This is a genomic window from Streptomyces sp. NPDC033165, assembly GCF_055577965.1.
The window spans coordinates 345,613-372,401 of the sequence record NZ_JBVIPK010000002.1 but is presented as its reverse complement, the minus strand read 5'-3'; the positions used below and the strand labels follow the sequence as shown (position 1 = coordinate 372,401).

The window sequence follows — 26,789 nt, the reverse complement described above, 5'->3', positions numbered from 1 at the left end:
GGGGGATCGCCCACGAGACCGCACTGTGATGGTTGTCGGCACCGCACAACAACGGCCGTTGCGGCGGGCCGCCGATGACCGGTGGTCAGGCGTTCACTCGGTACGAGGCGATGGCCTGCTCGTAGATCTCGGTGACCCGGTCGCGTTCGCTCTCGGGGCCGATGGCCTGGATGACGTGGTAGCGGCCGTCGACGATCATGGCGAGGTTGCGGACGTACACCTCGCGCCCGCCGCTCTCCTGCCAGGTGAACTGGCCCTCGGCCATGGCCTGTCGGCCGACGTCGACGCGGCGCACACCGGTGGACGACGACCAGCTGGAGTCCCGGAACGGCTGGAGCTCGGGCTCCTTGTCCCGCTGGTAGGCGAGCGGATCGCTGCCGCCCGCCTTCACCGTGTCCCGGCCGGGCACCACGAGCAGGGTGAACCCGTCGCTGCCGTAGCGGATCTGACGGTCCGCGTTGGCGGGGCTGCGCTGCCAGTCCTTCGGTACGCCGACCTCGAAGCCCTCCGCGTCCTTGCGGAGCGCGTAACCGGGGGCGAGGGCCACGGCGGAGCGGCTGGTCTGCGGCTGCTGGGATCCGGTGTCGCCGGTTCCCTCCGTGCCGCCGCTCTCGCCCGCCGACACGGACGGCTGAGGCCCCCTGGACGCGGCGGAACCGGTGGCCGGACCCGGCGCACCGCTGTCCGTGCCGGGCTCCTGCTTCGGCATGAACATCACCGCGTACGCGACGGCGGCGGCCATCAGCAGCAGGATCAGGACGAGCAGCAGGCGGCCCAGCCTGCGGGGGGACGCGTCCTCGTCCCTGCGCGGCGGTTCGCGCAGCACCCGGGGGCCCTTGGGCGCACGCGGTACGCGGGCGGGACGGTGCTCCTCCCAGGACTCGACGGTCCTGCGCGCGGACCGTTCGGGCGGCAGCGGCGACAGATGCCGGTCCGGCTCCGCGCCCCCGCGCCGCTTCGGCGGCCGCTGCCGCTTGCCCTGGCGGTGCCTGCCGTGCGCCGCGCCCCCGCCGAAGCGGCCCCGGCGCCTGCGGACCAGCTCGCCCCGGCGGCGTACGACGGGGAGCCGGGTGGCGTCGGCCGCGGGCAGCGGGACGACGTCCGTGCCCGCCTCCGGCTCCGGCGCGGACCGCACCAGCGAGCGCAGCCAGCCGCGCAGCTCCTCGAAGTCCGGCCGCTCCGTGGGGTCCTGGCGCAGCAGCGACTCGACGACGGGCCGCAGCGGACCGCACTCCTCCGCGAAGGCGGGCGGCTCGCCGCACACCATCTGGACCAGTTCGGCCGCGTTCTCCTCCGGGTAGGGGGCGTGGCCCTGAACAGCACGGAAGAGCAGCGCGCCGAGCGCCCACAGGTCGGTGGAGGGGCCGATCGGGGGCGCGAGCTGCCAGTTCTCATGGACCGGACCGGCCTGTTCGGGAGCCCAGCGTTCGGTGACGGCCCCGACGACGGCGATCCGGGCCTGGCGGGCGCGTTCGGCGGCAAGCGGGGTGGCGGGGCCGCGGTGGACGACGGGCTCGCCGCCGCCCGCGACGGCGTCCTCCCAGGCCCGGGGTGCGGACCGGGCCGCCGGGAGCGCCGCGGCTCGGGCGAGCGGCTTCGAGACCGGGACGGGCGGACCGGGCCGCCGGGATTCGGCGCGCGACGCGTCCTCGCCGGAGCCGCCCGCGGAGACGGGCCGCCCGGAGCCCGGCCCGTCGTCCCAGGTCCCGGTGAGGTGGACGCGACGCCCCGGCGGGCGCGGCCCCTCGTCGTCGTCCTCGTCGTCCTCGTCGTAGGGGTGGTCGCCGTCGGGGTAGGGCTCCTCGGCGGAGCTGCTCCAGGGGCGGGTGAGGTGGGGGCCGGTTCCGGGGGGCACGCCAGCGCCTGCACCGACGCCCGCGCTGTCGCCGTCGGCCTCCGCCCGGGGGGCGGGCGGCGCCTTCGTGAGGTCGGCCGAAACCTGTCCGGTCGACGCGGGGCCGGTCGACGCGGGGCCGGTCGGAGCGGGGCCTGCCTGCTGCTGCTCCTCGGTCACCCGGGCGGCGGCGCGCGCCCCCGCCCGGTAGGCGGCGATGGCCCCGGCTCGGGCGGCCCGCAGCTGAGCCGCGCTCGCGGCACCCGGCTCGGCGGGCGGCGGCACGGGGGCGTACGGGACGCCGGGGGCGGCGGCACGCGGAACAACCGCCTGCCCGGCCTGCGGCGCCTGGTGCTCCAGGGGCCGGGGCTCCCGGGACTGGGACTCCGGCGACCGGGCCTCCCAAGGCCGCGGTTCCCGGGGCTCGGGCGCGGGCTGGTAGTGGGGCAGGGCCTCGGCCCCTCCGGCAGTGCCGTACGGCTCGTACGGCTCCTCGGACTCGTCGGCCCGCTGCGGCGCGTACCCCTGTGGCAGCGGCGGAACGAACAGCTCCCGGCCTTCCCGGCCTTCCCGGCCTGCTCGGCCTTCCCGCCCGTCGCCGCTCTCCTCGCCCGGCTCCTCCCCCGGCGGGAGCGAATACGCGCCACCGGGGTCCATCGAGGAAGCCGCCCCGACCACCGGGATGCCCTGGGTCGTGGCGCCGCCGGTCACCGGTTCGGCGTCGGGCAGCGGTGCGGGGGCGTAGCCGCAGAGCGCCTCCTCGGCCGCGCCCGCCGCGAGGCCGGTCAGCATGACGCGCCCGTCGTCGCAGACCAGGACCGTGCGGACGGTGATGTTGCGGTGGGTCCAGCCGTGCGCGTGCAGCACCCGCAGGGCGGTCAGCACGTCGGAACCGATCTCGGCGGCCCGGTAGGGGTTGAGGGGGCGTTCGGCGAGGAGAGCGGCCAGCGGTCGGGCCGCGACCAGCTCGCTGACTATCCACAGCGAACCCGCCTCGGCGAACACGTCGAAGACCTGGTCGAGCCGGGGGTGGTCGGGCACCTGCGCCGCCGCCTGAGCGGCCTCGATCGCCCTCCGGACCGCGGGGTCCGTGCTGCGGCGCACGGCCCGTCCGGTGGCGCGCCCCGGCGCCGAGGGAATTCCGCCGTCGTCGAGCACCTCCGCGTCCACGATCTCCGGCAACGGCACCTGGCGGACCAGGACTTCCTGACCGCTGTAAGTGTCGAACGCCCGGGTCTCGACCAGTTCGTACCCGTCGGACGGAGGCAGCGGAAGGCGGTAGCGGTCGGCAAGCACCCGACCCGCGTAGTCGTCCACGACGCCTCCCCAGAGCGCGCTGTCCCCCGGCCACCAGGACCGCACGAATCCGTCAGTTACGGTCATTTGGCGGGCAATTGACCTACTGTTCCGGCTGCGTACGGTCTCCGGCGTCTTACGATACGTGGCAACGCGCGCCAACGGGCCGGGTCGTACCAACCCGGCCCGCGCAAACGTTTCCCGGCGGCTGGTCGTTCAGCCCGTGGGCTTGAAGGTCGCGAACGCGGTCTCGCGCAGCGTCCGGCACTCGTCGCCGTCCCACTCGTCCACCTTGCAGCTGATCATGATCGAGTAGCCGCGCTTGGCGTCGACCTTGAAGCCGCGGTTCAGCACCCGGACCCGGACGCCGTCGTGGCTGCGCTCGAAGGTCCAGTCGGCGACGGTCGGATAGCCGTTGTACTCGACCTTCTTTATGCTGCCGTGCTTGTAGTTGTCGCTGAGGACCTTGGCGCTCGCGACGGCCCCGCGCCAGGCGGCGGCCGCGTCGTCCTTGGGCGAGCTGTTGAAGTCGACCTGGACCCGCGGGAAGCCGCCCCGCTCGGCGTTGTAGATGCCGCCGGAGTTGGCCCCCGCTATGGCGGTGCGCTTGAAGTCCCCGGGCATCGCCATGGTGAAGCGGAAGCGGCTGTCGGTGACCGTTTCGTACCCGGCGGGCAGCGCGTCGCCGCCCGGCTCGTCCGCCCCGGGGTCCTTCGACTCCTTCGACGGATCGCCGGAGTCCTCGCCGGACGGGTCATCGGAGGCCCGGCCGTCGTCCGAACCCTGGCCCTCCTTCTGGCCGTCGCCCTTCTCGCCGCCCGGACCGCTGCCCTTGTCGTCACCCTTGTCGTCGTCGGCGCCGCCGCTCGCGGCTCCGGCCGAGGCCGCGGTGTCGCCCTTGCCGCCCTTGTCCCCGTCGTCACCGCTGAGGGCGATCGCGAGAATCGTGCCGAGGACGGCCAGGGCGACGACGGCCGCGATGATCGCGAGGGTGCGGCGGGGCACCACGTCGGTGATCGAGGCGCGCGTGGAGGCGGGCGAGGACGGCGGCCGCTGCCCGGGTACGGAGGCGCTCGACGCCATCGCCGCCCGGGGGGCGTCCACGGGAGCCTTCGAGGCGGCGGCGGACGCCTTGACACCCGCACCGGCCGCCCCCGCCTTCCCACCGGAAGCGTTTCGGGGCCCCAGGGCGGAAGAGACCCCGGGCCGCGTGGCGGGCTTCGGCGGGGCAGCGGGCGAACCGGTGTCCGCCGCGGCCGGGGAGGCCGCCGCACCCGCCGCTCCGGCCACCGCCGCACCCGCGGCCGCGCCCTGCACGGCCTTCGAGTTGCGCACGGAGCGCAGGGCTCCGCGCAGCCGGTCGCGCGTGCCCTCGCCGGACTCGCCCGATCCCGTGGCCGGCTTGGGCGGCTTGGGAGCCCTGGCCGGCTTGACCGCCTTCTTGACGGCCTCCTTTTTGACGAGGGGGACGGCAGCGGGCGCCGGTGGCAGGGCCATGACCTGGGTGGAGTCGGCGGGGGCCGGCACGGGGGCGTCGGGGGTGTTGATCACGTCGTTGAGCAGCGCCCGCGCACCGGCGTCGTCGAGGCGCTGGTCGGGGTCCCGGGCGAGCAGCCCGTAGATGACCTCGGTGAGCGGACCGGCGTTCTTCGGCGGGTCGAGCGGTTCGGTCATCACGGCCGTGAGGGTGGCGATGGCCGAGCCCTTGTCGTACGGCGGGCAGCCCTCGACGCTCGCGTACAGCAGTCCGCCCAGGGACCACAGGTCGGCGGGCGGCCCCGGCTTGTGGCCGCGGGCCCGCTCCGGCGAGATGTACGAGGGGGCGCCGACGAGCATGCCGGTGGAGGTGACCGAGGGGTCGCCCTCCACCTGGGCGATGCCGAAGTCGGTGAGGACGACGCGCCCGTCCTCGGCGATCAGCACGTTGGACGGCTTCACATCGCGGTGGAGGATGCCCTCGCGGTGCGCCGAGCGCAGCACGTCGAGGATGGCGAGCCCGACCTCGGCGGCCCGCTTCGGCGTCAGCGTGCCGTCCTCGCGGATCGCTTCGGCCAGCGACTTGCCCTCGATGAGCTCCATGACGATCCACGGGCGGTCGTCCTCGTCGACCACGTCGTACACGGTGACCGCGCTGTTGTTGCGAATCCGTGCGATCGCCTTCGCCTCACGCAGGGTGCGCGTGATCAGCCGGCGCTTCTCGTCCTCGTCGATGGACGACGGGAACCGCAGCTCCTTGACCGCCACCGCGCGGCCCAGCGTCTCGTCGTCGGCGCGCCAGACCGTACCCATGCCGCCCCGGCCGAGCACCTCACCGAGCCGGTAGCGCCCCGCCAGGAGACGACCTTCCTTGTCCCGTTGGGGCTCCCGTGCCTGCTCCGCCTCCGACATGCGTCCCCTCTGCGATCAACCCGCCCTGGCAGAGCGTTCATTGTCCCTCACCCCGGGACCGGCCCTGGTCCCGGGTCCGGGGTCCACCGCTGTGCGGCCCGGCCGGTGGACAACCCTTCGCCCTACCGACGCCCGGGAGACCGGCTGCCGTTCCCCGAAGTTCTCGGCGTGTCCGCGGCCCGCCCCTTGCGGCCGTGCGTCCGCCCGGCGAACCACACCGCACCCCCCACAGCCTCCTACCAACCCCGCCCCTCCGTCCAGGGCAGCTCGCCCGGGCCCGCGCACGCCCCCGGGCCTCAGCCCCTCAACTGCCGGGCGCCGCGAGGCCGATGGCCGATGACACCACGTGCGACCCGGGATCGAAGCGATGTCCGGATCAGATCGGCACGATGTCCGGAGCGCCGAGCCGGGCCGCGTCCGCCGTCAGGTCGTCGGGCTGACGCTGCGACTCCCGCTCGGCCTCCACCCGCTTCTCGTAGTGGCGGACCTCCCGGTCGATCTGCCCCTCGTCCCAGCCGAGCACCGGCGCCATCAGCTCCGCGCAGAGGCGGGCGCTGCGGGTGCCCCGGTCGAAGGTCTCGATGGAGATCCGGGTGCGCCGGGTCAGCACGTCGTCCAGATGCCGGGCGCCCTCGTGCGAGGCGGCGTAGACGATCTCGGCGCGCAGATAGTCGTCGGCGGCGGGCAGCGGTTCACCCAGGGAGGGGTCGGCCAGGATCAGTTCCAGAATTTCTTCCGTCATTGAGCCGTACCGGTTGAGCAGATGCTCCACCCGGGCGACATGGAGCCCGGTGCGGGCCGCGATCCGGGCGCGGGCGTTCCACAGGGCCTTGTATCCCTCGGCTCCGAGCAGCGGGATGTCCTCGGTGACGCAGGCGGCGACCCGCTGGTCGAGCCCGTGCACCGCCTCGTCCACCGCGTCCTTGGCCATGACCCGGTACGTCGTGTACTTGCCGCCCGCCACGACGACCAGCCCGGGGGCGGGGTGGGCGACGGTGTGCTCGCGCGACAGCTTGCTGGTGGCGTCGGACTCACCGGCCAGCAGCGGCCGCAGGCCGGCATAGACACCTTGGACGTCGTCCCTGGTCAGCGGGGTGTTGAGGACGGAGTTGACGTGCTGGAGGAGATAGTCGATATCGGCGCTGGAGGCGGCCGGATGGGCCTTGTCCAGATCCCAGTCGGTGTCCGTGGTGCCGATGATCCAGTGCCTCCCCCAGGGGATGACGAAGAGGACGGACTTCTCGGTGCGCAGGATGAGACCGGTGGAGGAGTGGATGCGGTCCTTGGGGACGACGAGGTGGATGCCCTTCGAGGCCCGGACGTGGAACTGTCCGCGCTCGCCGATGAGGCCCTGCGTGTCGTCGGTCCAGACGCCGGTCGCGTTGACCACCTGCTTGGCCCGGACCTCGTACTCCTTGCCGCCCTCGACGTCCTGCACCCGCGCGCCGACGACCCGCTCGCCCTCGCGGAGGAAGCCGATCACCCGGGCCCGGTTGGCCACCTGGGCCCCGTAGGAGGCGGCGGTGCGCACCAGCGCGGTGACGAAGCGGGCGTCGTCCATCTGGGCGTCGTAGTACTGCAACGCGCCGACCAGGGCGTCCTTCTTCAGCGCGGGGGCGACGCGCAGGGCGTGGCGGCGGGAGAGGTGGCGGTGCACGGGCAGCCCCCGGCCGTGGCCCGAGGAGACCGACATCGCGTCGTACAGCGCCACGCCGGAGCCTGCGTAGAACCGCTCCCAGCCCTTGTGCTGCAAGGGGTAGAGGAAAGGCACCGGCTTCACCAGATGCGGGGCGAGCCGCTCCAGGAGCAGGCCGCGCTCCTTGAGCGCCTCGCGGACCAGGGCGAAGTCGAGCATCTCCAGATAGCGCAGCCCCCCGTGGATCAGCTTGCTCGACCTGCTCGACGTGCCGGACGCCCAGTCGCGGGCCTCGACCAGGCCGGTCGAGAGTCCTCTGGTGGCGGCGTCCAGCGCCGTGCCCGCTCCGACCACGCCCGCTCCCACGACCAGCACGTCCAGTTCGCGCTCGGCCATGGCGGCGAGCGCGGCGGTGCGCTCGGCGGGTCCCAGTGTCGCTGTCCTCACTGCTGCCTCCCGGTGGATCGGGGTGGTCGGACACGGGAGTGCCACCCGGCCGAGGGGCCGGCCGCCCGTGTCCACCCCTCGATTCTGTCCGCGCTCCCCGACTTCAGCCACCGCCTGTGGACAACACCCGGGCATCCGGAATCACACAATGCGACATATTGGTCATATTTACGCCTAGTCTGACATTGCGCTGTCCACAGCAGTTGCGATCTTCACCCTCCGGTCTTAGGGAAGGACGGTTTCGACATGCCCGCAGACCTCGCCGTCATCGGACTCGGTCACCTCGGACTGCCCCTCGCCCAGGCCGCCGTGACCGCCGGAATCGACACCGTCGGCTACGACCCCGACCCACGCCCCTACGCGGAGCTCAGAGCGGGCCGCAGCCCCGTCGAAGGCACCCTCACCGCCTCCGAGGTCCGCCGCATGCTCTCCGGCGGCTTCCGGCCCACCACGAGCGCCGCCGAACTGGGCCGGGTCCGTACCGCCGTGATCTGCTCCCCCGCCCCCCTCGGCGCCGACCGCACCGTCGACCTCACCGCCCTTGGCGACGCCGCCCGCGCCCTGGCCGCCCGGCTGCGCCCGCACACCACCGTGCTGCTGGAGTCCGCCGTACCGCCCGGCACCACCGAGAACTTCCTGCGCCCCCTGCTCGAAGAGGGCTCCGGGCTCCTCGCCGGACGCGACTTCCACCTCGCCTGCTCCCCCAGTCGGCTGGACCCCGGCAACCGCACCCACACCCTGGCCAACACCCCCAGGGTCATCGGCGGCCTCACCCCCGCCTGCACCGAGTCGGCCGCCGCGTTCTACGGACGCCTCACCGACAAGGTCGTACGGGCCCGGGGCCCGCGCGAGGCGGAGATGACGAAGGTGCTGGAGACCAACTTCCGGCACGTCAACATCGCGCTGGTCAACGAGATGGCAGTGGCCTGCCACGACCTCGGCGTCGACCTCTGGGACGTCATCCGGTGCGCCGAGACCAAGCCCTTCGGCTTCCAGCCCTTCCGCCCGGGGCCCGGTGTCGGCGGCCACGGCGTCCCGGTGGACCCCGGCTGCCTGCCCTACAGCACCCGCACCCCCGGGCACCCGTTGCGCATGGTCTCGCTGGCGCAGGAGATCAACGACCGTATGCCCAGTTACGTCATCCAGCGCTGCGCCACCCTCCTCAACGAGCACGGCAAGTCCGTCCGAGGTGCGCGCGTCCTGCTGCTCGGCGTCACCTACAAACCGGACAGCGCCGACCAGGAGGCCGCCCCCGCCCGGGAGATCGCCACCCGGCTGATGGACATGGGCGCCCAGATCGGCTACCACGACACGCACGTCCTGGACTGGCGGGTACGCGAACTCCCTGTCCCGCGCGCGGACTCGCTGTACGAGGCAGCCGCCGCGGCCGACCTGACCGTGCTGCTCCAGCAGCACCGCACCTACGACCTCCAGGGCCTCGCGGTCAAGGCCCAGCTGCTCCTGGACACCCGGGGAGCCACCCCGGCGGGGGCCGCGCACCGGCTCTGAGGCGGGGCGGGCCGCCGCGGAATTCACCGGTGACCGTCTACGGGGCGTACTGCTACTGTGCGGCGTCACAGAGCGCACGGACGTGCGCATCTCGCGCACACATACGCACCTGCCCCAGGGGGAGTCCCACCGTGAGCCAGCCCGTGCCGCCGCCGAACCAGCCCCAGCAGCCGTACGGCGGCCAGCCGCAGCCGTACGGCGGCCAGCCCGCGGAAGGCAATCCGTACGCGAGCCAGCCGGGTCAGCCCACCGCCCCGACCGGCAACCCGTACGGCCAGCAGCCCCCGGCCCCGACCGGCAACCCCTTCGCGGCCCAGCAGCCCGGCCAGCCCGGCCCGTACGGCGGGGCGCCCTTCGCCCCGGCTCCCCCGCCGGCCCCGGTCCGCAACAACATCGCGCTCGGCGTGCTGGTCGCCCTGGGCGCGGCGATCGTCGCGGGCATCCTGTACGGCGTGATCGCGGGCTCCATCGAGCGCGAGGTCGGATACGCGGCGATCGGCGTAGGCTTCCTGACCGGCTTCGCGGCAAGCAAGGTCGGCGGCCGGAACCCCGCGATCGTCGCGGCTGCGGCGCTCTTCTCGCTCGGCGCGGTCTACCTCGGCCAGCTCATCGGCATGTCGATGGTGATGGCGGACGTGGCGAACATCCCCTTCTCCGAGGTCTTCGTCGACCACTTCGACACCGTGACGAGGATCTGGAAGGAAGAGTCCGACTTCATGACGTACCTCTTCCTCGCCCTCGGCCCGATCGCCGCCATCGGTGGTGCCAAGAAGGCGGGCTGACGCCCCGTACGACCATGCGGAAGGGCCCGGACCGTGACGGTCCGGCCCCTTCCGCATGTGCTGCGGGACGGGTCAGCGGCGGTGCTGGGAGTCCGCCACCGTCACCTCGACGCGCTGGAACTCCTTCAGGTCGCTGTAGCCCGTGGTGGCCATCGCGCGGCGCAGGGCGCCGAAGATGTTCATCGAGCCGTCCGGGGTGTGCGAAGGACCGGTGAGGACCTCCTCCGTCGTCCCGACCGTGCCGAGGTCGACCAGCTTGCCGCGCGGCACGTCCTCGTGGACGGCCTCCATGCCCCAGTGGCGGCCGCGGCCGGGCGCGTCCGTCGCGCGGGCCAGCGGGGAGCCCATCATCACGGCGTCCGCACCGCAGGCGATGGCCTTCGGCAGGTCGCCGGACCAGCCGACGCCGCCGTCCGCGATGACGTGCACGTACCGGCCGCCGGACTCGTCCATGTAGTCGCGGCGGGCCCCGGCCACGTCCGCGACGGCGGTCGCCATCGGGACCTGGATGCCGAAGACGTTGCGCGTGGTGTGCGCGGCGCCGCCGCCGAAGCCGACGAGGACACCGGCCGCGCCGGTCCGCATCAGGTGCAGGGCGGCGGTGTACGTGGCGCAGCCGCCGACGATGACCGGGACGTCCAGCTCGTAGATGAACTGCTTCAGGTTCAGCGGCTCGGCCGCGCCCGAGACGTGCTCGGCGGAGACCGTCGTACCGCGGATGACGAAGATGTCCACCCCGGCGTCGACGACGGCCTTGGAGAACTGGGCGGTGCGCTGCGGGGAGAGCGCGGCGGCGGTGACGACACCGGAGTCGCGCACCTCCTTGATGCGCTGCCCGATCAGCTCCTCCTGGATGGGGGCGGAGTAGATCTCCTGGAGCCGGCGGGTCGCGGTCTCGGCCGGCATCTCGGCGATCTCGTCCAGCAGCGGCTGCGGGTCGGCGTGCCGGGTCCACAGCCCTTCCAGGTTGAGGACGCCCAGGCCGCCCAGCTCACCGATGCGGATGGCGTGCTGCGGGGAGACCACGGAGTCCATGGGAGCGGCCAGGAACGGCAGCTCGAAGCGGTAGGCGTCGATCTGCCAGGCGATCGAGACCTCCTTCGGGTCGCGGGTGCGGCGGCTCGGAACGACAGCGATGTCGTCGAATGCGTAAGCCCGGCGGCCGCGCTTGCCGCGCCCGATCTCGATCTCAGTCACGATGTGTGGCCTTTCCCTCTACGTCTGCGCTGACCAGTATCCCCGACCCGTGGCGAAGGGGCGGTACCGGGAACTCCGGTCCGCCCCTCACCTGCGCTGATGGGTTACTTCTTACTACTTCTTGCTGTAGTTCGGCGCTTCGACCGTCATCTGGATGTCGTGCGGGTGGCTCTCCTTGAGGCCCGCCGAGGTGATCCGGACGAAGCGGCCCTTGCTCTCCATCTCGTCGACGGTCGCGGCGCCGACGTAGCCCATGGTCTGGCGCAGCCCGCCGACCAGCTGGTGGAGGACGTTGGCCAGCGGGCCCCGGTAGGGCACCTGGCCCTCGATGCCTTCGGGGACGAGCTTGTCGTCCGAGGCCACCTCGGCCTGGAAGTAGCGGTCCTTGGAGTACGAACGGCCCTGGCCGCGGGACTGCATGGCACCCAGCGAGCCCATGCCGCGGTACGACTTGAACTGCTTGCCGTTGATGAACATCAGCTCGCCCGGGGACTCCTCGCAGCCCGCGAGGAGGCTGCCCAGCATCACGCTGTCGGCACCGGCGGCCAGCGCCTTGCCGATGTCGCCGCTGTACTGGAGGCCGCCGTCGCCGATCACCGGGACGCCTGCGGCGCGGGCGGCGAGCGCGGCCTCGTAGATCGCGGTGACCTGCGGGACGCCGATACCGGCGACCACACGGGTGGTGCAGATCGAGCCGGGGCCGACGCCGACCTTCACGCCGTCGACACCGGCGTCGATGAGGGCCTGGGCGCCGTCGCGGGTGGCGACGTTGCCGCCGATGACGTCGACGCCGACGCTCGACTTGATCTTCGCCATCCAGTCGAGGGCGTTGCGGTTGTGTCCGTGCGAGGTGTCGACGATCAGGAAGTCGACCCCGGCGGACGCGAGCGCCTGTGCGCGCTCCAGCGCCTCGGGGCTGGCCCCGACGGCCGCGCCGACCAGCAGACGGCCTTCGGCGTCCTTGGCGGCGTTCGGGTACTGCTCGGCCTTCTTGAAGTCCTTGACCGTGATGAGGCCCTTGAGGATGCCCGCCTCGTCGACCAGCGGCAGCTTCTCGATCTTGTGGCGGCGCAGCAGCTCCATGGCCTCGACGCCGGAGATCCCGACCCGGCCGGTGACGAGCGGCATCGGCGTCATGACCTCGCGCACCTGGCGCGTGCGGTCCGACTCGAAGGCCATGTCGCGGTTGGTGACGATGCCCAGGAGCTTGCCCGCGGCGTCGGTGACCGGCACGCCGCTGATGCGGAACTTCGCGCAGAGCGCGTCCGCCTCGCCGAGTGTGGCGTCGGGGTGCACGGTGATCGGGTCGGTGACCATGCCGGACTCGGAGCGCTTGACCAGGTCGACCTGGTTGACCTGGTCCTCGACCGAGAGGTTGCGGTGCAGCACGCCGACGCCGCCCTGACGGGCCATGGCGATGGCCATCCGGGCCTCGGTCACCTTGTCCATGGCGGCGGACAGCAGGGGAATGTTCACCCGTACGTTGCGCGAGATGAGCGACGAGGTGTCGACCGCGTTGGGCAGGACCTCGGACGCGCCGGGCAACAGCAGCACGTCGTCGTAGGTCAGCCCGAGCGTCGCGAACTTCTCGGGCACTCCGTCGACGTTTGCAGTCATGACACCTTCCCCAAATGGCCTTGATCGGTGCGGATGTCCATGCTAACGGGCTCCACGGGTGTCTCATTCCACGATCAAGATCACTTGGCCGTTCTGTAGCTTCCTACAGCGCCTCGTACGGACGTGGGCGCGGGCTTCGCTACTGCTCCGCGAGCGCGCGCAGCCTGCTGAGCGCGCGGTGCTGGGCGACCCGCACCGCGCCCGGGGACATCCCGAGCATCCGGCCGGTCTCCTCCGCGGTCAGCCCGACCGCGACCCGCAGGACCAGCAGCTCGCGCTGGCTCTCCGGGAGGTTGGCGAGGAGCTTCTTCGCCCAGGCGGCATCGCTGCTGAGCAGGGCGCGCTCCTCCGGGCCGAGCGAGTCGTCGGGCCGCTCCGGCATCTCGTCGGAGGGCACCGCGGTCGACCCCGGATGGCGCATCGCGGCGCGCTGGAGGTCGGCGACCTTGTGCCCGGCGATGGCGAAGACGAAGGCTTCGAAGGGCCGGCCGGTGTCCTTGTAGCGCGGCAGCGCCATCAGCACGGCGACGCAGACCTCCTGCGCGAGGTCCTCCACGAAGTGGCGAGCATCACCGGGCAGGCGGTTCAGCCGGGAGCGGCAGTAGCGCAGGGCGAGGGGGTGTACATGGGCCAGCAGATCGTGGGTGGCCTGCGCGTCACCGTCGACGGCTCGGTGCACGAGGGCACCGATCACCGTGGTTTCGTCGTCGCGCATCGGACCATGGTGCCCTGCTGCCGTACGGTCCGCTGCACCGCGTCCGGAGTTGTGCACCGAAGCGTTATGAGCGGGTGCGCCGGATGTCATCTCCTGCGCCCTCCCCTTCCGCTCGACCGAATCGTTCCTGAGGAACTCCACGACTCAAGGATGCGTCATCGGCCGGGAAGCGTCACATGGCGCCGCCGGGCGGGCGCCCGGACACGGGGCGTGGAGCCGGTGGCCCGGCTCCGTGACCCCGTCCGCCGGACTGCGGACGGGGGCGGGCCCGGGCCGGTCGGGCCGGTAGTCAGCGGACCAGGCCCCAGCGGAATCCGAGGGCCACCGCATGGGCGCGGTCCGAGGCCCCGAGCTTCTTGAACAGTCGCCGGGCGTGGGTCTTGACCGTGTCCTCGGAGAGGAACAGCTCCCGGCCGATCTCCGCGTTGGAGCGGCCGTGGCTCATGCCTTCGAGCACCTGGATCTCCCGCGCGGTGAGCGTGGGAGCCGCGCCCATCTCGGCGGACCGCAGCCGGCGCGGGGCGAGCCGCCACGTCGGGTCGGCCAGCGCCTGGGTGACGGTGGCCCGCAGTTCGGCGCGCGAGGCGTCCTTGTGCAGATACCCGCGGGCGCCCGCGGCGACCGCGAGCGCGACGCCGTCCAGGTCCTCGGCGACGGTCAGCATGATGATCCGGGCCCCGGGGTCGGCGGAGAGCAGCCGCCGGACGGTCTCCACACCCCCGAGACCGGGCATGCGTACGTCCATCAGAATCAGATCCGAGCGATCGGCACCCCAGCGGCGGAGGACTTCCTCGCCGTTGGCCGCGGTCGTCACACGCTCGACGCCGGGCACGGTGGCCACCGCGCGACGGAGCGCTTCTCGGGCAAGCGGGGAGTCGTCGCAGACGAGGACGGATGTCATGACCGTCCTCCGCAGCTGATGCGCGTCACCTTGAGCCTCCAGGCTGATACAAGTCGTCACCTGTGCGGTTGACCCCCTCGGACATGTGCCCGAGCTCGTTCTCCGTCAACCGCATCCGCTCTCTTAACGATGGTCACTCGAAAGAGTTACGGGTCGGACCGTCGGGTTCGGCACTCTACGTGAAGGGCCGCACACGGAGGAGAACGGCGCGGGTGATTCACCCGTCAACTGGATCTTCACTCGTTGGCGTGCCCTATTCGGCACTATTTCTTCCCTTTCAAGGGTGTCTGTGGCTAGATTCGCAATCAGTCATATTTACATCTACTAGCACCGTAGATGTACGGTCGAGACTCCGGTCACACCGATCACGACGGTCAATCCAAGAGGGCCGTCGATCACGGACGGTCGAGGATGCCGCTTCCGACGCAGCACAGCTCCGAGGGGACAAGCAATGGCAGATTTCTCCCGCCTTCCCGGACCCAACGCAGACCTGTGGGACTGGCAGCTGCTCGCCGCCTGCCGAGGCGTGGACAGCTCCCTGTTCTTCCACCCCGAGGGAGAGCGCGGCGCGGCCCGGAGCGCCCGCGAGACCTCGGCGAAGGAGGTGTGCATGCGGTGCCCGGTACGGGCCGAATGCGCGGCGCACGCCCTGGCCGTGAGGGAGCCGTACGGAGTGTGGGGCGGCCTGACGGAGGACGAGCGCGAGGAGCTGATGGGCCGGGCCAGGGCCCGGCTGATCACCGCGACGCCGTCGGGTTCCGCCACCGGCCCCGGACGTACCTGACACCCGTACGGCACAACTGAACGCAGAAACGTTTCTTCGAGGACTTCAGCCGTCCGGCCGCGGGCGGACCGGCCGCCGGAGGATACGTGTGCCCTCAGCCGCGCCCCGGGGCCCCGGCGCTCAGCGGGCGGCCGTCCGGGACAGCTGGTCCAGGGTGGCCGCCACCGCCGGGACCCGGGCCAGGTCGGGCAGGGTGAGGGCCACGATCTCCCGCTCGATCGCGGGCTCCACCGGCACGGTCCTGGCCCCCTTGGGGCGTACCGACTCGACGGCCAGCTCCGGCAGCACCGCCACCCCGAGCCCGGCCCCGACCAGGCCCATCACGGCCGGGTAGTCGTCGGTGGCGAAGTCGATGCGCGGGGTGAAGCCGGACTCCTCGCAGACCTCGACCAGCTGACGGCGGCAGCGCGGGCAGCCCGCGATCCACGACTCCTCGGCCAGTTCCCCGATGGACACGCTCGGCGCCTCCGCCAGCCGGTGCCCGTCGGGGACCAGGCCGATCAGCCGGTCGGTGAGCAGCGGCCGGACCACCAGGTCGTCCCATTCGCCGCCGGTGGTCCCGTAGCGGAACGCCAGCGCGATATCGCAGTCGCCCTCGCGCAGCAGGTCCACCGAGCGCGGCGGCTCCGCCTCGACCAGCGAGACGCGGGTGCCGGGGTGTTCGGCGCGCAGGGCGGCCAGGGCTCCGGGGACGAGGGTGGAGCTGCCGCTCGGGAAGGAGACCAGGCGGACCCGCCCGGCCCGCAGGCCGGCGATGGCGGCGACCTCCTCCTCGGCGGCGGTCAGCCCCGCGAGGATGCCGGAGGCGTGCCGCACCAGCGCCTCGCCCGCCTGGGTCAGGCGCATCTCGCGCCCGGTGCGGATCAGCAGCGTGGTGCCCGCGGAGGACTCCAGGGCCTTCATCTGCTGGCTGACCGCGGGCTGGGTGCAGCCCAGTTCGCGGGCGGCGGCGGAGAACGAACCGGTGGCGGCGACGGCGCGCAGGACACGGAGGTGGCGGGCTTCGATCACCCCGTCACCATAAGAGATTCTTGGGTGCGAGGCGAATTAATGACCTACCTCTTTGAGGTCCGGGCGGTTAGCGTGACCGTATGAAGCTGCTGACCGTGAACATCGGGCGCCCCCGTCCCTCCGCACAGACCGACGGCCCCGCCGGCCTCACCGGGATCGACAAACGGCCGGCGGAGGGCCCCGTCGAGGTCCACGACCCCGGCCCCAAGGGCACGGGCGGCAGCGGGGTCGCCGGGGACACGGTGTGCGACCTGCGCCACCACGGCGGCAGCGACCAGGCGGTCTACGCCTTCGCCCGGGAGGAGCTGGACGCCTGGGAGCGCGAGCTGGGCGGCCGGTCCCTGCCCAACGGGGCGTTCGGCGAGAACTTCACCACGCAGGGCCTCGACGTCAGCGCCGCCCGGATCGGCGAGCGCTGGCAGGTGGGCGCGGACCTGGTGCTGGAGGTCACCTCGGGGCGCATCCCGTGCCGGACGTTCGCCGATCACCTCGGGGAGAGGGGGTGGGTGCGGCGGTTCACCCAGCAGGCCGCCACCGGTGCGTATCTGCGGGTCATCGAGCCGGGCGCGGTCCGGTCCGGGGACGCCATCGAGATCGTGCACCGGCCGGACCACGAGGTCACGGCGGCCCTCCAGTTCCGGGCCGTGACGACGGAACGCACTCTGCTGCCCGCACTGCTGGCCGCCGGGGAGGCGCTGCATCCCGAGGCACTGCGCCAGGCCCGGGAGTACGCCGCGCGCCAGGGCTGAGCGGCCGGGCGTGCCGCCACCCCCGGGACGGTGACGGGATGTCATGCACCGTAGGGTCCTGAGCTGTTGAGGGGGGAACTGGATCGGGGCGCAGCGCGTCCACCACCAGTGACCTGCGCCGAGAAGCAGTTCCAGCCGAGTGGCACGTCTCAGGGGGAGACCCATGCCCAACCCGCCGCAGCCCTGGTACACCCCGGGCCAGCCGCAGCAGCCCGTTCCCGGCAACCCGTACGCCGCGGGGGGCGGCGCGCCTCAGGGGTACGGGCCGCCGCCCGGACCTGGTTACGGGCCGCCGCCGGGGCCGCCGCCGCGCCGGGGGCGCTTCGGCCGGGCGCCGGTCGTCGCCGCGGTCGTCGCACTGGTGCTCGTGGTCGTGGCGGGAGGGGTGTACGCCGTCACCGACTGGGGACGGGACGAGCCCGCGAAGCCCGTGGCGAAGGAGTCGCCCAGGCCCTCCGGGGAGGCGTCCCCGTCCGGTACGCCCGCGGCCCGTACCCCGGAGCCGCGGCGGATCCCGACGACGGAGGAGATCAACGCCTCGCGGAAGCCGGCGGACGCGACGGCGTGGATCGTCGACGACAAGACCGACCTGCCCAACGGGATCCACCGGCTCCACGACCTGTGGGTCGTCGGCGACACCGTCGTCCAGGCCCTGCACCGCAAGGTCGCGGCCTACCGGCTCTCGGACGGTGCCGAGGTCTGGAGCCTGCCGTTGCCCGCGGCCGTCTGCGAGACCCCGGCCAACCCCACGCCCGACGGCAGGGTCGTGCTGTTCTACCGCGAGAGCGCCCAGGCCGCGCGGTCGAACCGGTGCAATCAGATGCTGCTGCTCGACCTGAAGACCGGGAAGCCGGGCTGGAAGAAGGAGCTCGACGAAGGCAGCGACAAGGGCTCCACGCTGATCGTGCACAGCGCCATCAGCGGTGACACCCTGGCGATCGCCTGGGGCATACGGGCGGCCGCCTTCCGGGTCGACGACGGGACCGAGCTCTACGACATCCCCCGGGAGAACCCGGGGCAGTGCCACCCCGACGACGTGGCGGGCGGATCACGGCTCCTGGTGAGTTCCCTCTGCGCGCTCTCCGCCGGGCGGAGCAAGCACTACAGCCAGCTCCGCGAGATCGACCCGCGCTCCGGCAAGGTCCTGTGGCGCCACCGGACGAAGGCGGGCTGGAAGTTCGGCAGCCTGATCTCCGTCGACCCGGTCGTCTTCACCACCGTGAACGCCGAGGACATCGTCAAGGACTGGCGGGTCCTGGTCCTGGGCTCCAAGGGGAAGCTCCGTACCACCATCGATCCGCGGGAGAAGGGCTTCGAGCAGTGCGCCGGAGACGGTTCCGGCGGCGACATCCAGCCCTGCCGCGGCAGCACGGTCGGCAAGGGCCTCGTCATGCTGGGCGGCACCGACCGGGTCGGTACGTACGACCTGGACACCGGGAAGTTCCTCTGGGGGGTCAAGTCCGAGGAGGTCCGCAAGCTGTACCCGCTGCGTGCGGAGAGCGACAAGGAGATCCTCGTCTACGAGTCGGCCACCTCGACCCTCCCGGGCCGGGTCTTCCTGCTGGGCCCGGGCGGTGCGGGCACGGAGAAGGCGGTCCTGCAACACCCGGCGGCCGCCGCACCGTTCGAGTTCGAGATGTTCGGCGGGCGACTGGCCTACGTCGACGGCCGGCTCGTCGTCACCCATTCGGTCGTGACCGGGAACGACGCCCGGCCCGAGGCCCGCATGCTGTCCTTCGCCCCCGCGCCGTCCTGACCGGGACCGGGGCGCCCTGACGGGTGATGAGGGTCCGCCCCCGCCGGGCCGTAGGGGCCAGGTCGGGGGCTGTTCAGGGATCTGCCCCATGCCGGGCGGGCGGTCTGCCCGGGACGCTGAAGGGCATGGCGAGGACCACGGGACGACGGAGTCGGAAGCGGGCGCTCATCGCCCTCGGCGCGGTGGTGGGCGTGTTCGTCGCGGGTGTCGGCGGCTGCTGAACGCGTCGACCGCCCGCATCTGCACCTTCGGCTTCGCCGACGACCGGTCCTTCGCCCTGGTCGGGACGGACGGCGGGCTGCTGGAGGGGCCCGCCGCGCTGAAGCGGGTGCAGCTCTCCCCCGGTGAGCGGGCGGAGATCGTCGTGACGGTGCGGCCGGGCGAGCGGACGGTGCTGCGCAGCTGCCCCTGGCGGGACGGGAACGGCTGGGAGCGGCGGTGCAACGGGGGGGGACGACTCCTTCGGCGTACTCCAGTTGCGGGCGGCCGAGCGGCTGCGCCCCTCCCCCGCCGTCCCCGCCCGGCCGGCCGGACCCGCGAGGCTGGAGCTGCCAAAGGCCGGGGACGCGGCGCGCGGCCGCCACTTCGAGCTGCGCAGGTCCGGGATCAACGGGCGGCCGATGGCGATGGACCGGATCGACGAGACGGTCACCCGGGGGCGGCGGAGGTCTGGACGCTGCGCAACGGCGGTGGCATGACCCACAACTTCCATGTGTACGACGTGCAGTTCAGGGTCCTGGACGTCGACGGGAAACGGCCGGAGCCCGCCCTGCGGGGGTGCAAGGACACGGTGGCGGTGCCGATGGGCTCGATGGTACGGATCGCTCTGCGGTTCGACGTGCCGTCCGCCCCGGACACTCCGTACATGTACCACTGCCATCTGCTGTCCCATGAGGACGACGGGATGACGGGCCAGTTCGTGGTCGTGGAGAAGGGCGGGCGGGCGGGTGAGCCGCCGGAACACTCGGGGCACTAACGTGCCGCGTATGACGACTGCACTGATCACGGGCGCGACGGCGGGTATCGGGGCTGCGTTCGCGCGGCGGCTCGCGGCCCAGGGGCACAACCTGGTGCTGGTGGCGCGGGACACCGCACGGCTGCGCGAGCAGGCCACCGAACTGCACGACCGGCACGGCATCGAGGCCGAGGTGCTGGCCGCCGACCTGTCCACGGACAGCGGGATCGAGTCGGTCGAGAAGCGGCTCGCGGACCGCAGGCACCCGGTCGACCTGCTGGTCAACAACGCCGGGTTCGGGAACAAGGGGCGCTTCCTGGAGGTGTCCATGGCCGATGAGCTGACGATGCTGAAGGTCCACTGCGAGGCGGTGCTGCGGCTCACCTCGGCCGCCGTCTCGGGCATGAAGGAGCGCGGCCGGGGCGGCGTGATCAACGTGGCGTCCGTCGCGGCGTTCGTGCCGCGCGGTACGTACGGGGCGTCCAAGGCCTGGGTCGTGCAGTTCACCCAGGGCGCGGCGCGGGACCTGGGCGGGTCGGGGGTGCGGCTGATGGCGCTGTGCCCCGGGTTCGTGCGGACGGAGTTCCACGAGCGGGCCGGGATGGGTACGGACAACATCCCGGGCTGGATGTGGCTGGACGCGGACAAGCTGGTGGCGGCGGCGCTGGCGGATCTGGCGCGGGGCAAGTCGCTGTCGGTCCCGGACCCGCGCTACAAGGCGCTGATGGGGCTGGTGAAGGTGGCCCCGCGCGGTCTGCTGGGCGGGGTGACGTCGCGGACGGGCCGCAAGTACGGCCCGCAGTAGTTCCCGTCGGGAACGCATCGAGGCCCGGTACCCCCGCGACGGGGGTACCGGGCCTCGAACGCGTAGCGGGCCGCCGCGCGTACCGGAGAGGTACTAGTGGGAGTGGCCGTGGCCGCCGTGACCGGCGTCGGCCTCTTCCTCGGCCGGCTTCTCGACGACGAGGGTCTCGGTCGTGAGCAGCAGCGACGCGATGGACGCGGCGTTCTCCAGGGCGGAGCGGGTGACCTTGACCGGGTCGATGACGCCGGCCTTGACCAGGTCGCCGTACTCGCCGGTGGCGGCGTTGAAGCCCTGGCCCTTGTCGAGCTCGGCGACCTTGGAGGTGATGACGTAACCCTCCAGGCCGGCGTTCTCGGCGATCCAGCGCAGCGGCTCGACGGCGGCACGGCGGACGACCGCGACACCGGTGGCCTCGTCGCCGGTCTTGCCGAGGTTGCCCTCCAGGACCTTCACGGCGTGGACGAGGGAGGAGCCACCGCCGGAGACGATGCCCTCCTCGACCGCGGCGCGGGTGGCGGAGATGGCGTCCTCAAGGCGGTGCTTCTTCTCCTTGAGCTCCACCTCGGTGGCGGCACCGACGCGGATGACGCACACGCCGCCGGCCAGCTTCGCGAGGCGCTCCTGGAGCTTCTCGCGGTCCCAGTCGGAGTCCGTCGTCTCGATCTCGGCCTTGATCTGGTTGACGCGGCCCTTGACGTCACCGGCGTCGCCGCCGCCGTCGACGATGGTCGTGTCGTCCTTGGAGACCGTGACGCGGCGGGCCGTGCCGAGCACGTCCAGACCGGCCTGGTCGAGCTTGAGGCCGACCTCCTCGGCGATGACGGTCGCACCGGTGAGGGTGGCGATGTCGCCGAGCATGGCCTTGCGGCGGTCGCCGAAGCCCGGGGCCTTCACCGCGACGGCGTTGAAGGTGCCGCGGATCTTGTTGACGACGAGGGTGGAGAGCGCCTCGCCCTCGACGTCCTCGGCGATGATCAGGAGCGGCTTGGAGCCACCGGCCTGGATGACCTTCTCCAGGAGCGGCAGCAGCTCCTGGATGGAGCCGATCTTGCCCTGGTGGATCAGGATGTACGGGTCGTCGAGGACGGCCTCCATACGCTCCTGGTCGGTCACCATGTACGGGGAGAGGTAGCCCTTGTCGAAGGCCATGCCCTCGGTGAACTCCAGGTCCAGACCGAAGGTGTTGGACTCCTCGACGGTGATGACACCGTCCTTGCCGACCTTGTCCATCGCGTCCGCGATGAGCTCGCCGACCTGGGTGTCCTGCGCGGAGAGCGCGGCCACGGCGGCGATGTCGGACTTGTCGTCGATCGGGCGGGCGGTCGCGAGGAGCTCCTCGGACACGGCCTTGACGGCGGCGTCGATGCCCTTCTTCAGGGCGGCCGGGGAGGCGCCCGCGGCGACGTTGCGCAGACCCTCGCGGACCAGCGCCTGGGCCAGGACGGTCGCGGTGGTGGTGCCGTCACCCGCTACGTCGTTGGTCTTGGTCGCCACCTCCTTGACGAGCTGGGCACCGAGGTTCTCGTACGGGTCGTCGAGCTCGACCTCGCGCGCGATGGTGACACCGTCGTTGGTGATGGTGGGAGCGCCGAACTTCTTGTCGATGACGACGTTGCGGCCCTTGGGGCCGATCGTCACCTTGACCGTGTCGGCAAGCTTGTTGACGCCGCGCTCAAGGGCGCGACGGGCGTCCTCGTCGAACTTCAGAATCTTCGCCATGGGCTGTACTTCCCTCTCGAACGAACTGCGCCCCTCGCCACCCGGCTAGTTATTTCGCAGGGGGCCAGGGGCGCAGAACACAAGCAAACGTGGGTGAATTACTTCTCGACGATCGCGAGAACGTCGCGGGCCGAGAGGACGAGGTACTCCTCGCCGTTGTACTTCACCTCGGTGCCGCCGTACTTGCTGTACAGGACGACGTCGCCGGTCTTGACGTCGAGCGGAAGACGCTCGCCGTTCTCGAAGCGGCCCGGGCCCACAGCGAGGACGACGCCCTCCTGGGGCTTCTCCTTCGCGGTGTCCGGAATGACCAGGCCGGAAGCCGTGGTCTGCTCGGCGTCGAGCGGCTGGACCACAATGCGGTCCTCAAGCGGCTTGATCGCAACCTTGGAGCTGGTGGTCGACACGATCCGGTCTCCCCCTTCGGAGATCTCACGGGGTTTAACAGTCTGTGGGTGGCGACCAGACCGATCCGTCGTCGCGGGTGCCGGACCTGCCCTGTCGCACAGTGTGGTGCTGGCACTCTCCCGGGGGGAGTGCCAGACCTGAGACTATGACCGCGATTAGCACTCGGTCAAGCGGAGTGCCAATTCACCACCCTCGCGCGTCTCGGCCGGAGCGCTGCCCGGCCACCGGTCCGGTCACCGATCCGGTCCCTGTCCGGGCAACGCGGGGGCGGGGCTCTGCGTTCCGTACGACGACGAATGCGCGCTCAACGGGGGCTGAGCGCGCATTGGGGGCCGTACACCTTCCGATCCGTACGCCGGCGAGGAGGCACGGGAGGCGCAGGTCAGACGTAGTCCTCCAGCTTCGCCACCGCGTAGCCCTTGTCCGTGACGGTCTTCATGACCCGGCGGATCATGTCGGGCATCGTGCCCTTCCAGTCGCCCTTGCCCCGGAAGTGGGTGAGGACGATGTCGCCCGGGTGCAGGTCCCGGTCCCACTCGCGCCATTCCATGTGGTCGGGGAAGGCCTCGGCGGTCCACAGGGGTACGGCGGTGATGCCGCAGGACTTGGCGACGACGAGGGTGTCGCGGTTGTAGTTGCCGTAGGGCGGGCGGAAGAGGGTCGGCCGCTTCCCGTAGTGCTTGAGGATCTTCTCCTGCTGGCCGCAGATCTCCTTCTTCTGCTCGGCGTACGACAGTCCGGGCAGATAGCGGTGGTTGAGCGTGTGGTTGCTGATGACCACTCCGCGCTTCTGCATCTTCTTGAAGTAGCCGTAGTCGTCGTTGGTGACGTAGTCGCTGATGAACGCGCTGTACGGGATGTCCAGTTCGGTCATCATCCGCAGCAGGGCGGGGTCCTTCTCCGCGCCGTCGTCCATCGTCAGGAAGACGATCTTCTCCTTGGTCGGGACCGTGGTGAAGACGGGGGGCAGCCCGGCGTCGTCCCGGACCTCGAACCCCTTGCGGGTGGTGATGCGCGGCTTCGCCTTCGGCGGTTCGGGGGCCGCGAGCGGGGTCTTGGCCAGCCCCCACTTCTTCGCGGCGACGGCCCGTGCGGCCTGTTTCCGCTTGAGTTCCTCGGCGTACGAGTCCAGGGCACGGGCGGGCCCGGCCTGCGGTGCGGCCTCGCCGGGCTGCCCCCCGGCGGCGGGCTTCACCGGACCGCCGGGGGCCCCTGCGCCGCCCTCCGCCGCACATCCGGAGGCGACGGCGGCGGCCAGCAGGGCCGCCAGCACGACCACGCCCGACCTGTGCCGCTTCATAGCTGATTTTTCTTTTTGTCGTACTAGCTGCATGGCGCCGCATCCTGCCAGCCGCCCGCCCGCCCCCCGCCCCGACACCGCGAGCCGATCCGCCCCGTCCCCCGGCCGGCCCACAGGGGCCCCGACCGGCGCGCCTGGCCCACAATGGACCGGGTGAACGCAACGACCCCCGCCGCCCCGTCCGACGACCCCGCCGGCGCCGCCTTCGCCGCGCTGCGCACCCCCGAGGGCGAGCAGCTGCTGGCCGAGCTGCGCGACCACGACCCGGCCGACGAGCTGGCCACCGCGACCCGGCTGCGCCGCACGCACCCGGCGGAGCTGGTCTCGGCGGCCCTGGGGCAGGCCCGGCTGCGGCAGCGGGCGGTCGCGAAGTTCGGGGCGGCCGACGCGTACCGGATGTACTTCACGCCCAACGGGGTCGAGCAGGCCACCCGCACCTCGGTCGCCGAGTATCGCGCCGCCCGGTTCGCCGCGCTCGGCGTGCGCGGCGTGGCGGACCTGTGCTGCGGCATCGGCGGCGACGCCATCGCGCTGGCCCGCGCCGGGATCAGCGTCCTGGCCGTGGACCGCGACCCGCTGACCGCCGAGGTGGCCCGGGCCAACGCGGACGCGCTCGGTCTCGCCGGACTGATCGAGGTGCGGTGCGCCGACGTCACGGAGATCGACACCTCCCCGTACGACGCGGTCTTCGTGGACCCGGCGCGGCGGGGCGCGAGGGGAGGGGCCGCGCGCAGCGCGTCGGGCTGGGGCGGCGGCCGGGCGACGGGCGGGCGCATCTTCGATCCGGAGGCGTACTCACCGCCGCTCTCCTGGGCGACGGCCGCCGCGCTGAAGGCCCCCAGGGCGGCGCTGAAGATCGCCCCGGGCATCCCGCACGAGGCGATCGGCCCGGAGGCGGAGGCCGAGTGGATCTCGGACGCCGGCGATGTGAAGGAGGCGGTGCTCTGGTACGGGGCGGGCTTCGCGCCCGGTTCGTTCCGGGCCACGCTGCTGCCGTCTGGCGCCACCCTGAGCGCCCCGGCCCCGCTGCCCGCCCCGCCGGTCGGCCCGGTCGGGCGGTACCTGTACGAGCCGGACGGGGCGGTGATCCGGGCCCATCTGGTCGCCGACATCGTGGAGCGGTGCGGCGGGCGGCTGGTGGACGAGACGATCGCGTACGTCACGAGCGATCGGCCGTACTCGTCCCCGTACACCTCCGGGTACGAGATCACCGATCAGCTGCCGTTCAACATGAAGAAGCTGAAGGCGCTGCTGCGGGAGCGCGAGGTGGGCGTACTGACCGTCAAGAAGCGCGGCTCGGCGGTCGAGCCGGAGGAGCTGCGCCGCCGGATGAAGCTGAAGGGCCCGAACGCGGCGACGGTGTTCCTGACCCGGGTGGCGGGGGCTCCGACGATGCTGATCGGCCATCCGCTGGGCTGAGTCGAAACGCCGGCCCGTGCGCTGAGCTGGAACGCCGGCCCGTGCGCTGAGCGGGAACACCGGGCCGCGCGCTGGGCTGAAACGCCGGGCCGCGCACGGGCTGACATACCGGCCCGCCGCCGGACCGGACCCCTGCGCCCACGGTCGGCCGGACCCCCCGCAGGCCTCAGCGGTGGCCGGGGCCGCCGGTCCGGGCGAAGGGCGGCCGCTCCGGCTCGGGCTTCCGGGCCGCGGGCGGCCGGACGCCCGCGGCCACGCCCCCGCCCCCTGTCCCGGTCCCCGTCAGAACGCCCGCCACCCAGCGACGGTGGGCCAGGGCCGTGACCGCGCCGATCAGCGCGGTCAGCCAGGCGACCATGCCGACGCCCACCACCAGGGCGACCAGCCCGTACGTGTGCCGCCCCGGTTCGGCGCTCGCGGGGGCGATCACGCAGAGGGCCAGCCCGGCCGCGCCCAGGACGAACGACAGCAGCAGCCAGGCGAGGCTCGCGCCGGGCCTGCGCAGGTGCCGGTCGCGCTCCGGGTCGCGGTCCAGCGCACCCCAGGCGGCGAGCAGCGAGCGGACCTCGCGGGCCCGGGAGATGCCGAGGCAGACGAAGACGACCGCCGGGATCAGGAGCCCCAGACCGAGGACGAGGGCGACGAGTCCGCCGAAGAAGGCACCGATGTCGGCGACGTCGGCGGCCTCCTGGAACATCAGGAGGCCGGTGCCCAGAAAGCTCCAGCCGAGCGCGGCGAGCCCGGCCCACGTCCACAGCAGCCCGAGCCGTCCCGGCCCCACGTGCATCTTCACCAGCTCGCCCAGGACCACCGCCCGGTCGGCGAGCATCGCCTCGCGGCCCGGCCAGGACCGGATCCCGACGGGCGGAGGAGGCGGCGGCAGCGGGGCACGTCGTGACATGCCCAAAACACTACCGACACCGTCCGCTCACGCGTCCCGCAGCGCCTGGATGTCCAGCTTGCCCATTCCGAGCATGGCCTTCATGGTCCGTTCCGCCTTCGCGGGGTCCGGGTCGGCCAGCAGCCTCGGCAGCTCGTTCGGCACGATCTGCCAGGAGACCCCGAACTTGTCCTTCAGCCAGCCGCACTGACCCTCCTCGCCGCCCTCGGACAGCGCGGCCCAGAACCGGTCCACCTCGGCCTGGTCGGCACAGTCGACGGACAGCGAGATCGCCTCGGTGAACGGGAACTGCGGTCCGCCGTTGAGCCCGATGTAGTCCTGCCCTGCGAGGCGGAATGCGACGGTGAGCACCGAGCCCGTCTCGCCCGGGGCCTCCTCGCCGTAGTAGGTGGTGTCCAGGATGCGGGAGTCACCGCCGAAGATCGCGACGTAGTGCTCGGCCGCCTCCTTCGCCTGGCCGTCGTACCAGAGGCAGGGGGTGATCTTCTGCATGACGTTCTCCTAGCTTTCCGCCGGTCCGGTCGTTGTGGAAGGTAGACCGCGGCCGACGCGGGAACTCATCGGACCCGCCGGTACACACCACGGACGCACCACGAACGCACCACGGGCACGTCCCGACCCGCCACTGCCCCCGGGCAGCGCGCCCCCGGGACGGGAACG

General features: G+C 72.3%; 21 protein-coding genes. 8 read left to right on the top strand and 13 right to left on the bottom strand.

What is annotated here, in order from left to right:
• Nucleotides 1–85 precede the first annotated feature (85 nt).
• From ACZ5WC_RS06090 to ACZ5WC_RS06080, 3 genes are all read right to left on the bottom strand, one after another.
• Nucleotides 86–3,151, bottom strand: a complete 3,066-nt coding sequence (locus ACZ5WC_RS06090; RefSeq protein WP_468539961.1) for a protein kinase — start codon at nt 3,149–3,151, stop codon at nt 86–88.
• Between the two features lie 195 nt (nt 3,152–3,346).
• Entirely contained in the window at nt 3,347–5,518 is a 2,172-nt protein-coding gene (locus ACZ5WC_RS06085; RefSeq protein WP_468539671.1) for a serine/threonine-protein kinase, read from the bottom strand.
• Between the two features lie 376 nt (nt 5,519–5,894).
• Nucleotides 5,895–7,601: a glycerol-3-phosphate dehydrogenase/oxidase gene (locus ACZ5WC_RS06080; RefSeq protein WP_311121091.1), complete on the bottom strand. Its 1,707-nt coding sequence runs from the start codon at nt 7,599–7,601 to the stop codon at nt 5,895–5,897.
• Nucleotides 7,602–7,847: 246 nt separating this feature from the next.
• On the opposite strand from ACZ5WC_RS06080, the gene ACZ5WC_RS06075 reads away from it, so the two are divergent.
• The gene (locus tag ACZ5WC_RS06075) at nt 7,848–9,110 is read left to right on the top strand and encodes a nucleotide sugar dehydrogenase (protein ID WP_468539670.1); all 1,263 of its coding nucleotides are present in this window, start codon (nt 7,848–7,850) and stop codon (nt 9,108–9,110) included.
• A gap of 131 nt (nt 9,111–9,241) precedes the next feature.
• Complete coding sequence (locus ACZ5WC_RS06070) at nt 9,242–9,892, top strand: hypothetical protein (protein WP_468539669.1); 651 nt, start codon at nt 9,242–9,244, stop codon at nt 9,890–9,892.
• 72 nt (nt 9,893–9,964) lie between these two features.
• Here the strand turns inward: ACZ5WC_RS06070 and ACZ5WC_RS06065 are convergent, their stop codons facing one another.
• The 4 genes from ACZ5WC_RS06065 to ACZ5WC_RS06050 all read right to left on the bottom strand — a co-directional run bounded on the left by ACZ5WC_RS06065 (nt 9,965) and on the right by ACZ5WC_RS06050 (nt 14,322).
• Nucleotides 9,965–11,089 (bottom strand): GuaB3 family IMP dehydrogenase-related protein, encoded by a 1,125-nt coding sequence (locus ACZ5WC_RS06065; protein WP_096630550.1) that lies wholly within the window; start codon nt 11,087–11,089, stop codon nt 9,965–9,967.
• A gap of 114 nt (nt 11,090–11,203) precedes the next feature.
• Nucleotides 11,204–12,706, bottom strand: a complete 1,503-nt coding sequence (gene guaB, locus ACZ5WC_RS06060) for an IMP dehydrogenase (protein ID WP_468539668.1) — start codon at nt 12,704–12,706, stop codon at nt 11,204–11,206.
• Between the two features lie 139 nt (nt 12,707–12,845).
• Entirely contained in the window at nt 12,846–13,421 is a 576-nt protein-coding gene (locus ACZ5WC_RS06055) for a sigma-70 family RNA polymerase sigma factor (protein ID WP_006126954.1), read from the bottom strand.
• A 289-nt stretch (nt 13,422–13,710) separates the two neighbouring features.
• Nucleotides 13,711–14,322, bottom strand: coding sequence for a response regulator transcription factor (locus ACZ5WC_RS06050; protein ID WP_003948568.1), 612 nt, complete (start codon nt 14,320–14,322; stop codon nt 13,711–13,713).
• Between the two features lie 451 nt (nt 14,323–14,773).
• On the opposite strand from ACZ5WC_RS06050, the gene ACZ5WC_RS06045 reads away from it, so the two are divergent.
• The gene (locus ACZ5WC_RS06045) at nt 14,774–15,106 is read left to right on the top strand and encodes a WhiB family transcriptional regulator (protein ID WP_468539667.1); all 333 of its coding nucleotides are present in this window, start codon (nt 14,774–14,776) and stop codon (nt 15,104–15,106) included.
• 120 nt (nt 15,107–15,226) lie between these two features.
• On the opposite strand, the gene ACZ5WC_RS06040 is transcribed toward ACZ5WC_RS06045, so the two are convergent.
• Nucleotides 15,227–16,117, bottom strand: coding sequence for a LysR family transcriptional regulator (locus ACZ5WC_RS06040; protein ID WP_096630555.1), 891 nt, complete (start codon nt 16,115–16,117; stop codon nt 15,227–15,229).
• A gap of 80 nt (nt 16,118–16,197) precedes the next feature.
• On the opposite strand from ACZ5WC_RS06040, the gene ACZ5WC_RS06035 reads away from it, so the two are divergent.
• The 4 genes from ACZ5WC_RS06035 to ACZ5WC_RS06020 all read left to right on the top strand — a co-directional run bounded on the left by ACZ5WC_RS06035 (nt 16,198) and on the right by ACZ5WC_RS06020 (nt 20,382).
• Nucleotides 16,198–16,866, top strand: a complete 669-nt coding sequence (locus ACZ5WC_RS06035; RefSeq protein WP_468539666.1) for an MOSC domain-containing protein — start codon at nt 16,198–16,200, stop codon at nt 16,864–16,866.
• Nucleotides 16,867–17,029: 163 nt separating this feature from the next.
• Nucleotides 17,030–18,622, top strand: coding sequence for an outer membrane protein assembly factor BamB family protein (locus ACZ5WC_RS06030; protein ID WP_468539665.1), 1,593 nt, complete (start codon nt 17,030–17,032; stop codon nt 18,620–18,622).
• A gap of 328 nt (nt 18,623–18,950) precedes the next feature.
• Nucleotides 18,951–19,598 (top strand): multicopper oxidase domain-containing protein, encoded by a 648-nt coding sequence (locus ACZ5WC_RS06025; protein WP_468539960.1) that lies wholly within the window; start codon nt 18,951–18,953, stop codon nt 19,596–19,598.
• A 10-nt stretch (nt 19,599–19,608) separates the two neighbouring features.
• Nucleotides 19,609–20,382, top strand: coding sequence for an SDR family NAD(P)-dependent oxidoreductase (locus ACZ5WC_RS06020; protein WP_468539664.1), 774 nt, complete (start codon nt 19,609–19,611; stop codon nt 20,380–20,382).
• 93 nt (nt 20,383–20,475) lie between these two features.
• Here the strand turns inward: ACZ5WC_RS06020 and groL are convergent, their stop codons facing one another.
• The 3 genes from groL to ACZ5WC_RS06005 all read right to left on the bottom strand — a co-directional run bounded on the left by groL (nt 20,476) and on the right by ACZ5WC_RS06005 (nt 23,809).
• Nucleotides 20,476–22,101, bottom strand: a complete 1,626-nt coding sequence (gene groL / locus ACZ5WC_RS06015; protein ID WP_096630562.1) for a chaperonin GroEL — start codon at nt 22,099–22,101, stop codon at nt 20,476–20,478.
• 98 nt (nt 22,102–22,199) lie between these two features.
• Nucleotides 22,200–22,508 (bottom strand): co-chaperone GroES, encoded by a 309-nt coding sequence (gene groES, locus ACZ5WC_RS06010; protein WP_003966899.1) that lies wholly within the window; start codon nt 22,506–22,508, stop codon nt 22,200–22,202.
• Nucleotides 22,509–22,891: 383 nt separating this feature from the next.
• On the bottom strand, nt 22,892–23,809 hold the full coding sequence (locus ACZ5WC_RS06005; protein ID WP_468539663.1) for a polysaccharide deacetylase family protein: 918 nt from the start codon (nt 23,807–23,809) through the stop codon (nt 22,892–22,894).
• A gap of 144 nt (nt 23,810–23,953) precedes the next feature.
• Between ACZ5WC_RS06005 and ACZ5WC_RS06000 the strand changes: the two genes are divergently transcribed.
• The gene (locus ACZ5WC_RS06000; protein WP_468539662.1) at nt 23,954–25,228 is read left to right on the top strand and encodes a THUMP-like domain-containing protein; all 1,275 of its coding nucleotides are present in this window, start codon (nt 23,954–23,956) and stop codon (nt 25,226–25,228) included.
• A gap of 166 nt (nt 25,229–25,394) precedes the next feature.
• On the opposite strand, the gene ACZ5WC_RS05995 is transcribed toward ACZ5WC_RS06000, so the two are convergent.
• Nucleotides 25,395–26,129 (bottom strand): hypothetical protein, encoded by a 735-nt coding sequence (locus ACZ5WC_RS05995; protein WP_468539661.1) that lies wholly within the window; start codon nt 26,127–26,129, stop codon nt 25,395–25,397.
• 27 nt (nt 26,130–26,156) lie between these two features.
• A complete protein-coding gene (locus ACZ5WC_RS05990; protein ID WP_468539660.1) occupies nt 26,157–26,621 on the bottom strand; it encodes a VOC family protein in 465 nt (154 codons plus the stop codon).
• Nucleotides 26,622–26,789: the final 168 nt, after the last annotated feature.

Coding starts and splice junctions, on each gene's coding strand:
- ACZ5WC_RS06030 (WP_468539665.1), top strand. CDS start 17,030: ATGCCCAACCCGCCGCAGCCCTGGTACACCCCGGGCCAGCCGCAGCAG.
- ACZ5WC_RS05995 (WP_468539661.1), bottom strand. CDS start 26,129: ATGTCACGACGTGCCCCGCTGCCGCCGCCTCCTCCGCCCGTCGGGATC.
- ACZ5WC_RS06055 (WP_006126954.1), bottom strand. CDS start 13,421: ATGCGCGACGACGAAACCACGGTGATCGGTGCCCTCGTGCACCGAGCC.
- ACZ5WC_RS06075 (WP_468539670.1), top strand. CDS start 7,848: ATGCCCGCAGACCTCGCCGTCATCGGACTCGGTCACCTCGGACTGCCC.
- guaB (WP_468539668.1), bottom strand. CDS start 12,706: ATGACTGCAAACGTCGACGGAGTGCCCGAGAAGTTCGCGACGCTCGGG.
- ACZ5WC_RS06005 (WP_468539663.1), bottom strand. CDS start 23,809: ATGAAGCGGCACAGGTCGGGCGTGGTCGTGCTGGCGGCCCTGCTGGCC.
- ACZ5WC_RS06035 (WP_468539666.1), top strand. CDS start 16,198: ATGAAGCTGCTGACCGTGAACATCGGGCGCCCCCGTCCCTCCGCACAG.
- ACZ5WC_RS06000 (WP_468539662.1), top strand. CDS start 23,954: ATGGACCGGGTGAACGCAACGACCCCCGCCGCCCCGTCCGACGACCCC.
- ACZ5WC_RS05990 (WP_468539660.1), bottom strand. CDS start 26,621: ATGCAGAAGATCACCCCCTGCCTCTGGTACGACGGCCAGGCGAAGGAG.
- ACZ5WC_RS06020 (WP_468539664.1), top strand. CDS start 19,609: ATGACGACTGCACTGATCACGGGCGCGACGGCGGGTATCGGGGCTGCG.
- groL (WP_096630562.1), bottom strand. CDS start 22,101: ATGGCGAAGATTCTGAAGTTCGACGAGGACGCCCGTCGCGCCCTTGAG.
- ACZ5WC_RS06045 (WP_468539667.1), top strand. CDS start 14,774: ATGGCAGATTTCTCCCGCCTTCCCGGACCCAACGCAGACCTGTGGGAC.
- ACZ5WC_RS06085 (WP_468539671.1), bottom strand. CDS start 5,518: ATGTCGGAGGCGGAGCAGGCACGGGAGCCCCAACGGGACAAGGAAGGT.
- ACZ5WC_RS06050 (WP_003948568.1), bottom strand. CDS start 14,322: ATGACATCCGTCCTCGTCTGCGACGACTCCCCGCTTGCCCGAGAAGCG.